General features: G+C 63.7%; 12 protein-coding genes. 6 read left to right on the top strand and 6 right to left on the bottom strand.

Translation table 11 applies throughout. The features are described 5' to 3' along the window. The first annotated feature begins 104 nt into the window (after positions 1-104). The 3 genes from ccmD to FZF13_RS10730 all read left to right on the top strand — a co-directional run bounded on the left by ccmD (position 105) and on the right by FZF13_RS10730 (position 2001). On the top strand, positions 105-272 hold the full coding sequence (gene ccmD / locus FZF13_RS10740) for a heme exporter protein CcmD (RefSeq protein ID WP_024923164.1): 168 nt from the start codon (positions 105-107) through the stop codon (positions 270-272). Between the two features lie 58 nt (positions 273-330). Continuing rightward, positions 331-864 (top strand): DsbE family thiol:disulfide interchange protein, encoded by a 534-nt coding sequence (locus tag FZF13_RS10735; RefSeq protein WP_137900400.1) that lies wholly within the window; start codon positions 331-333, stop codon positions 862-864. Between the two features lie 246 nt (positions 865-1110). Further along, positions 1111-2001 (top strand): bile acid:sodium symporter family protein, encoded by an 891-nt coding sequence (locus tag FZF13_RS10730; RefSeq protein ID WP_024923166.1) that lies wholly within the window; start codon positions 1111-1113, stop codon positions 1999-2001. A gap of 97 nt (positions 2002-2098) precedes the next feature. Here FZF13_RS10730 and FZF13_RS28930 read toward each other — a convergent pair whose 3' ends face one another. From FZF13_RS28930 to dapF, 5 genes are all read right to left on the bottom strand, one after another. After that, on the bottom strand, positions 2099-2263 hold the full coding sequence (locus FZF13_RS28930) for a hypothetical protein (RefSeq protein ID WP_162835307.1): 165 nt from the start codon (positions 2261-2263) through the stop codon (positions 2099-2101). A gap of 162 nt (positions 2264-2425) precedes the next feature. After that, positions 2426-3079 (bottom strand): septation protein A, encoded by a 654-nt coding sequence (locus FZF13_RS10725; RefSeq protein WP_024923167.1) that lies wholly within the window; start codon positions 3077-3079, stop codon positions 2426-2428. Positions 3080-3109: 30 nt separating this feature from the next. Beyond that, the gene (gene ftsY, locus FZF13_RS10720; RefSeq protein WP_024923168.1) at positions 3110-4990 is read right to left on the bottom strand and encodes a signal recognition particle-docking protein FtsY; all 1881 of its coding nucleotides are present in this window, start codon (positions 4988-4990) and stop codon (positions 3110-3112) included. A 13-nt stretch (positions 4991-5003) separates the two neighbouring features. Continuing rightward, positions 5004-6305 carry a tRNA (N(6)-L-threonylcarbamoyladenosine(37)-C(2))-methylthiotransferase MtaB gene (gene mtaB / locus FZF13_RS10715; RefSeq protein ID WP_024923169.1) on the bottom strand — a complete coding sequence of 434 codons (1302 nt, stop codon included), beginning with the start codon at positions 6303-6305 and terminating at the stop codon, positions 5004-5006. Then, positions 6305-7186 (bottom strand): diaminopimelate epimerase, encoded by an 882-nt coding sequence (gene dapF, locus FZF13_RS10710; RefSeq protein ID WP_024923170.1) that lies wholly within the window; start codon positions 7184-7186, stop codon positions 6305-6307. The genes mtaB and dapF overlap by 1 nt, the downstream gene beginning before the upstream one ends. A 280-nt stretch (positions 7187-7466) precedes the next feature. Here dapF and FZF13_RS10705 point away from each other — a divergent pair, with 280 nt between their 5' ends. Further along, on the top strand, positions 7467-8006 hold the full coding sequence (locus tag FZF13_RS10705; RefSeq protein ID WP_024923171.1) for an AprI/Inh family metalloprotease inhibitor: 540 nt from the start codon (positions 7467-7469) through the stop codon (positions 8004-8006). A 40-nt stretch (positions 8007-8046) separates the two neighbouring features. Beyond that, entirely contained in the window at positions 8047-9240 is a 1194-nt protein-coding gene (gene zapE / locus FZF13_RS10700) for a cell division protein ZapE (protein WP_024923172.1), read from the top strand. A 29-nt stretch (positions 9241-9269) separates the two neighbouring features. On the opposite strand, the gene FZF13_RS10695 is transcribed toward zapE, so the two are convergent. Next, positions 9270-10685, bottom strand: a complete 1416-nt coding sequence (locus FZF13_RS10695; RefSeq protein WP_024923173.1) for a phospholipase D-like domain-containing protein — start codon at positions 10683-10685, stop codon at positions 9270-9272. 444 nt (positions 10686-11129) lie between these two features. Between FZF13_RS10695 and mdh the strand changes: the two genes are divergently transcribed. Next, on the top strand, positions 11130-12098 hold the full coding sequence (gene mdh, locus FZF13_RS10685) for a malate dehydrogenase (protein WP_024923174.1): 969 nt from the start codon (positions 11130-11132) through the stop codon (positions 12096-12098). Position 12099 lies beyond the last annotated feature (1 nt).

The raw sequence follows: 12099 nt of genomic DNA, 5'->3' as shown, positions 1-12099 counted from the left end.
GGCGCGACGGCAGATTGTGCATCCGATGGGCGAGGGTTAAGGGTAGGCATGGTCACGAACGGCTATAAAAGCGGGCTTGCCAGCCATTGTACGCGAGGCAAGGCATGAGTGCGCACGCGCTTTATGTTGCCGCCGCCTATGGCATCACCGCCATCGCCCTGGCCGGGCTGATCGGCTGGATCCTGCTCGACCAGCAGGCGCGCAAGCGCGAATTGGCCGAACTGGAAGCGGCCGGCGTCCGCCGCCGCTCCGACAAGATGGCCAAACCATGAGGGTGGTACCGCTGTGAGCGACCAGATCCAGGCGCCGGCGCGTCGTTTCCGTCCGATAATGCTTCTTCCGTTGGCCATTTTCCTGGCCCTGGCCGGACTGTTCCTGTCCCAGCTGCTTTCCGGCCGCGACGTTGCCGCGATCCCTTCCGCGCTGATTGGTCAGGACGCGCCGGAAACCAAGCTGCCGCCACTGGAGGGCAGCAACCTGCCGGGGCTGGATTCGGACCAGTTCGAAGGCAAGGTGACAGTGCTCAACGTTTTCGCTTCGTGGTGCGTGCCATGCCGTGAAGAGCACCCGGTGCTGATGGGCCTCGCCCAGGACAAACGCTACGCGATGGCGGCGCTCAACTACAAGGACAAGCCGGAGAACGCCCGCCGCTTCTTCGGCGAACTGGGCAACCCGTTCCAGGCCATTGGCATTGACCCGGCCGGCCGTGCGGCCATCAACTGGGGCGTCTACGGCGTGCCGGAAACCTTCCTGATCGACAAGAGCGGCAAGATCACCTTCAAATATGTCGGCCCGCTGACACCGCAAACCGCGAAGGCGCTGCTTTTGCCAGAAATCGAAAAAGCACTGGCCGCCGACGAATAGTCGCCTGGACTTGGCTTGACCTTTGGTAAGCCGCACCCGGCCCGCGTCGGATAGGCAAATACCCCCGTTTTCGACTACCTTTCCTCCAAGGCTGCCCGGAGGACGCCACAACGGCGCGCGCGGCCTGGCGCATGACCCCGAAAATCGGATCGGTTTTCGGAAAACAGCGTGCGCCGACACTAGGGGTTGGAGCGTCCCTGACGCGTCCAAGAAGGACGCGCGGCGCTCTAAAGAGGGGGGACTTCGATGCAGGACAACTCCGCGCTGATTATCTTTCTGCCGCTGGCGCTCGGCATCATCATGCTGGGCCTCGGCCTGTCGCTGACGATCCAGGATTTCCGCAACGTATTGCAAAAACCGAAAGCGGTGGTTGTCGCTCTGATCTGCCAGACGCTGATCCTGCCGCTCGCCTGCCTCGGTCTCGTTTATGTGTTCAAGCTGGAACCGGCTCTGGCGGTGGGCATGATGCTCCTGGCCGCCAGCCCCGGTGGCACCTCGGCCAACCTCTACAGTCACCTCGCCGACGGCGACGTGGCGCTCAACATCACCCTGACCGCGATCAACTCGGCCCTGTCGATCCTCACGCTGCCGCTGATCGTCAATTGGTCGCTCGGCCATTTCATGTCCGGCGATCAGGCGATCCCGCTGCAATTCGCGAAGGTCGTGCAGGTGTTCGTCATCGTGCTCGGACCGGTGCTGATCGGCATGTGGCTGCGCAGCCGTTTCCCGGCTTTCGCCGCCCGCATGGCGCAGCCGGTGAAGATCCTGTCGATGCTGTTCCTGTTCGCCGTGGTCGTGGTGGCGCTGGTCCAGGAGTGGGAGACGGCGCTGATTTGGGCCCCGATTGTCGGCATGGCGGCACTCGCCTTCAACCTGGTCAGCCTGGCGGTCGGCTATTGCGTGCCGCGCGCCGCAGGCATCGACCGGCGGCAGGCGACCGCCATCGGCATGGAGATCGGCATCCACAATGGCACGCTGGCGATCGCCATCGCGCTCAGCCCGCTCCTGCTCAACAACGCAACGATGGCGGTGCCGGCGGCGATCTACGGGGTCATCGCCTTCATCACCGCGGCGATTTTCGGCTACTGGCTGAAACGGACACACGCAGCGCCCGTTGCGCAAAAGGCGTCCCGATAAGCAAAGAACCCGAAAGCCGGCCGGCTTTCGGGCTCCAATAGTTTCCGCTGCCGAACGCGCCTGGAGTTCATCCTCGGCGCGGCTGGCGATGGACGGCTTAGCCGTAGATCTGCTTGCGGACGTTGTAGAGCATCTCGGCGCGGTTGCCGTTGAAGTCGGCGAGGTCGCGGTCGGTCAGGCCCTGGATTTCGCTGACGAGCAGGTTGTAGCGCTTGCGCTTGGCCATGCTGTCGCGGGCACGGGAAACGAGGTCGAGGATCATGGCGAAATTCCTTCGCTTAAGGCCGCATTGGCGCGGCGGTTAGTCCTCCCTTTATTCGATACGCAACATGACATAGTTGGTGTGCATTGCAAAACAAGATGTTGCAATGCAGCATTGCGCCTCGCGCATGGCCGGTTAATGCCGAATTAATCGGTTGAAAGGCTATTTTTCGGCCCGTTCCTCGACCGAATGCCGCATGATCAGCGGCATCTGAACGGCAGTGAACAGGACCGTTATGGGCAGCGTCGCCCACACCTTGAAGGCCACCCAGAAGTCGGTCGAGAAGTTGCGCCAGACCACTTCGTTGACCACGGCGAGGAACAGGAAGAACACACCCCAGCGCAGGGTGAGCTTGCGCCAGCCTTCGGCATCGAGGCGGAAGGCGGAATCGAAGACATAGCCGAGCAGGGATTTGCCGAAGGCGAGCCCACCCAGAAGCACGACGCCGAACAGCGCATTGACGATGGTCGGCTTCATCTTGATGAAGACGTCGTCCTGCAGATAGAGCGTCAAGGCGCCGAAGACCAACACCACGCCGCCGGAAACCAGCGGCATGATCGGCAATGTGCGCACCAGTGCCCAGGAAACCACAAGCGCGATGACCGTCGTGATCATGAACAGGCCGGTGGCGATGAAGATCGGGCCGCCGAAATCGGTCAGGATGGGGAATTTCTGCGCCAGCCATTCGCCGCGTGTGTTGGCGAAGAAGAACACCATCAAAGGCCCAAGTTCCAACACCAGCTTGAGAACCGGATTGATGGCTTCCTTGCGCTTTTGCGGGTCGGCGGGATCGCGTTCGAGAATTGGGTTGCTCATGGCTTCCTGATTGTGCAGCAGCCGGGGTGGTTATGCCACCCCGGCGATCGCCTTGGCGAAATCGCCGGCGGAGAAAGGTTCGAGGTCGTCGACCTGTTCGCCGACGCCGATGAAATAGACCGGCAGCTTATGTTTGGCCGCGATTGCGACCAAAATACCGCCGCGCGCCGTGCCGTCCAGCTTCGTCATCACCAGACCGTTGACGCCGGCGACATTGCGGAAGATCTCGACCTGATTGAGCGCGTTCTGGCCGGTGGTGGCATCCACCGTCTGCAACACGGTGTGCGGCGCTTCCGGATCCAGCTTGCCGAGCACGCGCACGATCTTTTCCAGTTCCGCCATCAGTTCGGTCTTGTTCTGCAAGCGGCCGGCAGTGTCGATGATCAGAACGTCGGAGCCGGCCTCCTTGGCCTTCTCGAACGCATCATAGGCAAGGCCGGCGGCATCGGCACCGAGCTTGGTGGCGATGACCGGCGATTTGGTACGTTCACCCCAGATTTTGAGCTGTTCGATTGCAGCGGCACGGAAGGTATCGCCAGCGGCCAGCATCACCGAAAGCCCGCCATCGGTGAGCTTGGCGGCGAGCTTGCCGATGGTGGTGGTCTTGCCGGTGCCATTGACGCCGACCACCAGGATGACATGCGGCTTGTGCGACAGGTCGAGTTCCAGCGGCTTCGCCACCGGCCCGAGCACCTTTTCCACCTCGGCCGCCATCACCGCGCGCACTTCCGTGTCGGACACATCCTTGCCGTAGCGGCTGGCGGCGAGCGAATCGGTGACGCGCAACGCCGTCTCGACGCCGAGATCGGCGCGGATCAGCACGTCTTCCAAATCCTGCAGCGTTTCGTCGTCCAGCTTCCGCTTGGTGAAGACACCGGCGATGTTGCCGGTGAGTTCGCGCGACGAGCGTGAGAGCCCTTCGCGCATACGCTGGAACCATGAGCGCTTCGGCGCCGGTTCGGGTGCCTTTTCGGCCTCGGCCTTCTGCTCGACCTTCTTCGCGACGGTAACCTTGCCGGTGGCGGAACGCGCCGCCGGTTCTGTTTGGGCAACCGGCGAAGCGACAGCTTCCTTCTCCCCGCTCGCGGGGAGAAGGTCCGGCAGGGGATGAGGGGCGGTGCCAGCATCCGAAGTGCTTGGCTCTATTGGCGCTTCAGCCTCGGGCAGCAGATGCTGCCCCTCACCCTTACCCTCTCCCCGTTCACGGGGAGAGGGGGGCGCCAAAGTTGGCTCTAGCTGTTCGACTTCCCGCGCGGACGCTTCCTCGACCTGCAGTGCCTCGGGCTGCTTTTCCGGCGCCGGTTGTTCAGGCTCCGCGACAAATTGCTCTTCCGCCTCAGCCGAGGCCGTTTCCGCCTCGGCAACGGCCTCAACTTCCGGCTCAGCCTTCAGCTCAACCTTAAGCTCCGGTTCCACGGCCTCGACAGCTACCGGTTCCGGCTCGGCGATCGCCTCGACCTGTTCAGGCTCCACTTGCGCGGCGACGCTTTCTTCAGGCGCCGGTTCGGGTTCAGGCTCGACGGGCCTTGCCGCAACAATTTCCTCGACGGGCGCAGGTTCGACGACGACCGGCCGATCGATCTCGACATGTGGCTCTGCCGCCTGATCCTCGACGGGCGCTTCCGGTTCGGCGACAACCTCGGCTTGTTCCGCTTCCGGGGCCTTGGCTTCGGCCGGCGCGGCCGGTTCCGCCTTTTCAGCCTCGGGCGCCTGCTCCAACTCGGCGGCTGGCGCGGCCTCAACCTGCTCTTCGCGCTTCAGGAAATCAGGAACTTCCTGCTCGGCGGCCGGCTTCAACGCCTCCAGCGCGTCGAAATTCAATGGCGGCAGCGGCGCGGTCTCGTCGACCTTCTCCTCCACCACTTCCTTCTTGCCGAAGGAAAAGACTTTCTTGATGAACCCGAATGCCATGCGTTCGCTCGTTTCAGGCCGCGCGCGCGGTCAGTGGCGCGGCTTCCAGCCTGGCGCCGTCATGGCCGGTGACCATGGCCTCGATGATCTCGCCGGGTTGGCCGGCGGCAATCGCCGCCAGGGTGAACCCTTCGGTGCGGCCAAGGCCCTCGCGCTCGATGAGGATGGATTGCGTCGTCCCGGAAAGCCCGGCCAGATGCCGGGTATAGGCAGCCTCGCCGGCCGCCCGCAGCCTGGCCGCTCGGCTCTTCACCACCTCGCGCCGCACTGGCGGCATGCGTGCCGCCGGCGTGCCTTCGCGCGGGCTGAACGGGAAGACGTGCAGATGGGTGAGGCCGCATTCCTCGACGATCTTCAGCGAGTTTTCGAACATCTCGTCCGTCTCGGTCGGAAAACCGGCGATGATGTCGGCGCCGAAAACGATGCCGGGCCTGAGTTTGCGCACATCCTCGCAGAACCGGATCGACTGGTCGCGCAGATGCCGCCGCTTCATGCGCTTCAGGATCATGTCGTCGCCCGACTGCAGCGACAAATGCAGGTGCGGCATCAACCGGTGTTCGGTGGCGACGGCTTCCAGAAGGTCCTCGTCGGCCTCGATCGAATCGATAGACGACAACCTCAGCCGCTTCACGTCCGGCACCTGACGTAGGATGGTTTTCACCAGCTTGCCCAATCGCGGCGCGCCCGGCAGGTCGGCGCCGTAGCTGGTCATGTCGACGCCGGAAAGCACGATCTCGGCATAGCCGTTGCCGGCCAGGCGCTTGATCTGCTCGACCACGGCGCCCATTGGCACCGAGCGCGAATTGCCGCGACCGTAGGGGATGATGCAGAAGGTGCAGCGGTGGTCGCAGCCGTTCTGCACCTGCACGAAGGCGCGCGCGCGGCCCTCGATGGCATCGACCATATGCGAGGCCGTTTCCTTCACCGACATGATGTCGTTGACGCGCGCCTTCTCGAAATCGTTGACGCCGAAATCCGGCAGGGCGCGGTAATTATGCGCCTTGAGCTTTTCCTCGTTGCCGAGCACGAGGTCGACCTCGCTCATCGCCGAGAAATCCTGCGGCTTGGTCTGGGCGGCGCAGCCGGTAACGATGATACGGGCTTCCGGGTGCTCACGGCGCGCCTTGCGGATCGACTGCTTGGCCTGCCGTACTGCCTCGCCGGTGACGGCGCAGGTATTGAAGATGATGGCGCCGCCCTTCAGCGCGCCGAGGCCGGCGCTTTCGGCTTCGCGGCGCATCACCTCGGATTCATAGGTGTTGAGCCGGCAGCCGAAGGTGACGACCTCGATCCCACTGGCAGACGTTGCGGACATCAGGCGGCGCTCTCGGTGTCGCGCGCCCAGGTGCCGGTGGCCGGGTCGAAGCTGCCGGAAAATTCCCATTCGGCCGGACCGGTCAGGATGACGTGATCGTCGTCGCGCCACTCGACAGTGAGCTTGCCGCCGGGAGCTGTCAGTTCGACGCTGCGGCCGGTGCGCTTGGTGCGCGCGCCAGCGACCGCAGCCGCGCAGGCGGCCGAACCGCAAGCCCTGGTCAGGCCGGCGCCGCGTTCCCAGGTGCGGATGATCATGCTGTCCGGCGACGTCACCTGGGCAATGGTGATGTTGGCGCGCTCCGGAAACATCGGATGGTTTTCCAGCATCGGGCCGAATCGCTCGAGCTCATAGCTCCAGACGTCACGGTCGACCCAGAAGATGGCATGCGGATTGCCCATCGAGACCACAGAAGGCGAATGCAGCACCGGCGCGTCGATCGGGCCGATCTGCAACTCGATCATGCGGGTGTCGCGAAATTCTTCCGCCAGCGGGATTTCCTGCCAGCCGAAACGCGGCATGCCCATGTCGACGGAAATCGACCCGTCCTGATGCTGCTTGGCGTTCAGGATGCCGGCGACCGTCTCGAAGGTGAAGACCGTCTCGCCGGTTTCGGCGGCCAGTGCCTGCACCACGCAGCGCATGCCGTTGCCGCAGGCCTGCGCTGACGACCCGTCGGAATTCAGAATGTCGACGAAATAGGCGGTGCCCGGCGTCCTGGCGTCGTGGATGGCCATGATCTGGTCGAAACGCGTCGCCGGATCGGCGTTCAGCGCAAGCGCTGCGGCAGCGCTCACCCGCTCTGCACGGCCACGCATATCGGCAACGATGATCTCGTTGCCGATGCCGTTCATCTTGGCGAAGGGGGCCGCGCCAGCCATTGCGTTCCGCGTTTCCGTGTCTGTTTGGCGCTATATGGCGGAAACAGCCGGAAATTACCAGTGCGGCAAAGGATTGGCGCTGTCAGGCGATGCGAAGATGCGAGGCCGGACAGGCGCCTGTCGCACCGCCGCCCCACCACATCCACCTGCGATAAAATTGCAACAGACGCCGGCGCAAACCCTATTTTAACCATATCGGGTTGAAATTCTGCCGTCTTCGCCGTTTTGGTGGGGCGTGCATTTCGTTGGACGGCGCCCGTAGCGGGCCGCGGAGGTTGCCATGATTCTTTCGAGATCCGGTCTCGTAGCCGTATCCCTTGCCGCGCTCCTTGCCAGCGGCTGTACCAGCACGCGTTTTGGCTCGGAAGATTCAAAGCCCGCACCGCTCGAGCCGCAGCCTTCGGGCACCGTGTCCTCCAGCCAGTTGCCGCCTCCGGCCGCTCCGGCTGCGACGGACGCCTCCAAGTTCCCGACCGCGCCGGGTGGCACCCAGGTCGCTTCGCTGCCGCCAGGCGGCGGCCAGCCTCCGGCCAACGCGCCTGACCTCACCGCCTCGGCCATCGCCGGCGTGTGGAGCGCCTCGGTCGCCGGCCAGAGCTGCAAGGTGGCGACACCGCAGACCAAATTCGGCCAGGGTTATCGCGCCGGCCCGCTGCGCTGCCCGCCGCCCATCGACAACGTCAAGTCGTGGAACGTCGCCGGCAAGCAGTTGACCCTCTTCGATCAGGACGGCGGCACGCTGGCCAGGCTCTATTCCTCCAGCCCGACCAAGTTCGACGGCCAGACCTCGAATGGCCAGCCGATCTCGCTTTCCAGATAGGATAGGCGTTCTTCCAATCCCTATCCGGTGACCAGACCCCATGCATGTGCGTGACGGCCTCCAGACCCATGTGACCGTCAGGCAGCGCTACGATCATCTGGTCGAAACCGGCGCCGTGTCGCGCGACCCGGCGCAGGAGCGCATCGTCGGGCGGCTCGACCGCCTCGTCGACGAGATCGCCGACAAGCGGCTGGCGCAAAAATCCAGTGCGCTGGGCTGGCTGTTCGCCAAGCGGCCCCGCGCACCGACGGCCGTGAAAGGCCTTTACGTCCACGGCGGCGTCGGCCGTGGCAAGACGATGCTGATGGACATCTTCTTTGAGCTTCTGCCGGTCAGGCGCAAGCGGCGCGTCCATTTCAACGACTTCATGGCGGACGTGCAGGACCGCATCCAGAAGCACCGGCAGGCCCGCAAGGAAGGCACCGTCAAGGAAGACGACCCGATCCCGCCGGTGGCCAAAGCGCTGGCCGAAGAATCGTGGGTGCTGTGCTTTGACGAGTTCAGCGTCACCGACATCGCCGACGCCATGATCCTGTCCAGGCTGTTTTCGGCGCTGTTCGCCAACGGCGTCGTGCTGATCGCCACCTCCAATGTCGCGCCGCGAGACCTCTACCGCGATGGCTTGAACCGCCAGCTTTTCCTGCCCTTCATCGCGATCCTCGAACGGCATGCCGATGTGGTGACGCTGGATTCCGATACGGACTACCGGCTGGAAAAGCTTTCGCGCATGCCGGTCTATATGACCCCGCTGGAAGCCGACACCGACCGTCGGATGGATGATACCTGGCATGCCGTCACCCACGGCCATGTCGCGGCACCCCTGGACATTCCGATCAAGGGCCGGCACGTCGCGGTTCCCCGCGCGGTGGGCGCCAATGCCCGCTTCACCTTCGCGGAACTGTGCGACGCGCCGCTCGGCGCACGCGACTATCTGGCGATCGCGCAACGGTTCGACACGATCTTCATCGACCATGTGCCGATGCTCGACCAGACCCGCCGCAACCCGACCAAGCGTTTCATCCTCCTGGTGGACACGCTTTACGATACGAAAAAGCGCGTGGTGATGAGCGCGGAGGCCTCGCCGGAAAAGCTTTATGCCGGTCGTGCCGGCGTCACCGAAGCCTTCGAATTCGACCGCACCGCCTCGCGGCTGATCGAGATGCAGAGCAAGGATTGGCTGGACGACTGGAAGGACCGGCACGCCTTGCAGCCCGCACCGTCCGCTCTCTCCTAGCGCGCCAACCCGGGGCAGATAGGCGGATTTTACAAGATCGGTCCGACGATCGCGAAGGCGTTGAACCAGATGCGCCGCGGGATCGACCACGCCTTTACCCCGGCCGGATCGACCGGTGTCGAGTCCGCCAGATAGGCCATCTGCCGTTCGCGGATTTTGCCGGTCAGCACCCTGTCGGTGAACAGGATGTCGTTTTCGAAATTCAGGTCGAAGCTGCGGATATCCATGTTGGACGAGCCGAGAAAGGCCGTCTCGCCGTCGATGGTCAGCGTCTTGGAATGCAGCAGGCCGCCATTATATTCCGCGATCCTGACGCCGGCGGCGACCAGACGTGGATAGTACGAACGGCTGGCATTCCGGACAAAACCGGAATCGTTGCGACGCGGCAGGATCAGCGTCACCGCCACGCCGGATTGCGCGGCACTCGTCAGCGCCTCGCACACCGTTTCGCCCGGCACGAAATAGGGCGTCGAGACGATCAGTTCGCTGCGGGCCTCGTAGATGAGGCGCGAAAACAATTGCGCGGTGACGCCATGTTTGACGTTCGGCCCGGTGCCCACCGTTTGGGCGACGAAGCCGCCGGGCATGGGTTTGACGACCCTGTCGAAATGCATCAGCTCGTTGGGGCGGTCGCTCAGCCAGTCTTGCGCGAACAGAAGGTGCATCTGGTGCACGACCGGTCCTTCGAAGCGGACCATGACATCCACCCATGGCGCGAAGTTCGGCTTCACGCGAAATTCAGCGTCGGCGCAGTTCTGGCTTCCGCAATGCAGGATCCTGTCGTCGATCACGGTGATCTTGCGGTGATTGCGCAGATCGAGGCGACGCTGGAACATGGTCTTCAGCGGATTGCCGAGCGGCAACGCGACCGTGGTTTCGACGCCGGCGGCCTGCAGCCAGGCGCAGGTCTCGCTCTCGATGAAGGCGCGCGATCCGACCGCATCGACCATGGCCTTGCAGCGCACGCCGCGTTTGGCTGCCCTGATCAGCGCGTCCGCTACCGCGCGTCCCGTGCCGTCATCGAGCCAGATGTAATAAAGGACGCAGATGTTTTCCCTGGCATTGTCGAAGTCCTCGATCATGCGCGCCCTGGCACCGGCAGGACTGTCCAGGAGTTCGCCCTTGTTGCCCTCGGTCGCACCGAAACCGTTGATTGAAGTGGCAAAGCCGCTGGCGACGCCGAAGCGGCCAAGGTCCGGCCTCTCTCCGCTGGCAATCACGAACGACCGGGTTGCCGTTTCGGCGGCGGTGTGGGCGGCGCGGGCGGGACCGCGGAAATTGACCTCGCCGACGAAGAAATAGAGCAACAGGCCGAAAGCGGGCACGACCAGCAAAACCAGGATCCACGCCACTCGTGTCGTCGGCAGCATGTCCGAGCGCGCCAACACGCGCAATGTCACGGCCAAAAAGAGCAAAAGATGCAGTGCGGTGAGGAACATCGCCATGGCGCATTCATGGCAGGAAGCGCGATACCCCGCCAGTAGAGGCAAGCGACCCGGCCCGCGATCCTATGTTGGTGTCGGATCGGGCGCGCCACGATCCCGCAAAACGCTTCATTTTCTCGCAAAGCCCTCGAGCCGCGACGCGTCGACCGGCTCGTCGAACACCTCCTCGGCAACCTCAGCGAACAGGGCGTCATCACCCGGCAACATTCTTCTGATTTCTATGCCTATCTCGTGGCGATCCTTCGAACCGGGTTCGTAAACTTTGACGTTTACGTAAATCCCAGACAATCTAACCGATTGAAATATTTAGCTCCAAAATAATCGTTTGAACTTTTCCCACGGCGGGTCTATTGGGTGCGGCGAAATTTCGCGGGTTCCCGACCCTAACGGCCTCTCCTCCGACGCCGCAATGGCGCCGTCCAAGACAAGGGAATTGATCCTCACATGGCACGCAACAAGATAGCGCTCATCGGCTCTGGCATGATCGGCGGCACGCTCGCCCATCTGATCGGCCTCAAGGAACTCGGCGACGTCGTCCTGTTCGATATCGCCGAGGGCATCCCGCAGGGCAAGGGCCTGGATATCGCCGAATCCTCGCCCGTCGACGGCTTCGACGCCCGTTATGTCGGCGTCAACGACTATGCCGGCATCGAAGGCGCTGACGTCTGCATCGTCACCGCCGGCGTGCCGCGCAAGCCCGGCATGAGCCGTGACGATCTGCTCGGCATCAACCTCAAGGTGATGGAACAGGTCGGCGCCGGCATCAAGAAATATGCCCCCAACGCTTTCGTCATCTGCATCACCAACCCGCTCGACGCCATGGTCTGGGCGCTGCAGAAGTTCTCGGGCCTGCCGAAGAGCCACGTGGTCGGCATGGCCGGCGTGCTCGACTCGGCCCGCTTCCGCTACTTCCTCGCCGAGGAATTCAAGGTTTCCGTCGAGGACGTCAGCGCCATGACGCTCGGCGGCCACGGCGACGACATGGTGCCGATGGTGCGTTATTCCACCGTTGCCGGCGTGCCGCTGCCCGACCTCATCAAGATGGGCTGGACCAGCCAGGAGAAGCTCGACGCCATCGTCGAGCGCACCCGCAAGGGTGGCGGCGAGATCGTCGGCCTGCTCAAGACCGGCTCGGCCTATTATGCGCCGGCCGCCTCGGCGGTCGCCATGGCCGAGAGCTACCTGAAGGACAAGAAGCGCGTCCTGCCCTGCGCCGCCCACCTCAACGGCCAGTACGGCATCAAGGACACCTATGTCGGCGTGCCGGTGGTGATCGGTGCCGGCGGCGTCGAGCGCATCCTCGAGCTCGACTTCAACAAGACCGAAGAGAAGATGTTCGAGAGGTCGGTCGAGGCCGTGAAGGGCCTGTGCGAAGCCTGCGTGGCGATCGCGCCGCAACTTGGCCAGAAGTAAG

The organism is Mesorhizobium terrae, assembly GCF_008727715.1.
GTDB classification, from domain to species: domain Bacteria; phylum Pseudomonadota; class Alphaproteobacteria; order Rhizobiales; family Rhizobiaceae; genus Mesorhizobium; species Mesorhizobium terrae.
This window is presented reverse-complemented; position numbering and strand designations above follow the sequence as displayed.

What these genes read in the sequence shown, in the direction of transcription:
- ccmD (WP_024923164.1), top strand. Translation starts at nt 105, where the DNA reads ATGAGTGCGCACGCGCTTTATGTTGCCGCCGCCTATGGCATCACCGCC.
- FZF13_RS10735 (WP_137900400.1), top strand. Translation starts at nt 331, where the DNA reads ATGCTTCTTCCGTTGGCCATTTTCCTGGCCCTGGCCGGACTGTTCCTG.
- FZF13_RS10730 (WP_024923166.1), top strand. Translation starts at nt 1,111, where the DNA reads ATGCAGGACAACTCCGCGCTGATTATCTTTCTGCCGCTGGCGCTCGGC.
- FZF13_RS28930 (WP_162835307.1), bottom strand. Translation starts at nt 2,263, where the DNA reads ATGATCCTCGACCTCGTTTCCCGTGCCCGCGACAGCATGGCCAAGCGC.
- FZF13_RS10725 (WP_024923167.1), bottom strand. Translation starts at nt 3,079, where the DNA reads ATGAGCAACCCAATTCTCGAACGCGATCCCGCCGACCCGCAAAAGCGC.
- ftsY (WP_024923168.1), bottom strand. Translation starts at nt 4,990, where the DNA reads ATGGCATTCGGGTTCATCAAGAAAGTCTTTTCCTTCGGCAAGAAGGAA.
- mtaB (WP_024923169.1), bottom strand. Translation starts at nt 6,305, where the DNA reads ATGTCCGCAACGTCTGCCAGTGGGATCGAGGTCGTCACCTTCGGCTGC.
- dapF (WP_024923170.1), bottom strand. Translation starts at nt 7,186, where the DNA reads ATGGCTGGCGCGGCCCCCTTCGCCAAGATGAACGGCATCGGCAACGAG.
- FZF13_RS10705 (WP_024923171.1), top strand. Translation starts at nt 7,467, where the DNA reads ATGATTCTTTCGAGATCCGGTCTCGTAGCCGTATCCCTTGCCGCGCTC.
- zapE (WP_024923172.1), top strand. Translation starts at nt 8,047, where the DNA reads ATGCATGTGCGTGACGGCCTCCAGACCCATGTGACCGTCAGGCAGCGC.
- FZF13_RS10695 (WP_024923173.1), bottom strand. Translation starts at nt 10,685, where the DNA reads ATGGCGATGTTCCTCACCGCACTGCATCTTTTGCTCTTTTTGGCCGTG.
- mdh (WP_024923174.1), top strand. Translation starts at nt 11,130, where the DNA reads ATGGCACGCAACAAGATAGCGCTCATCGGCTCTGGCATGATCGGCGGC.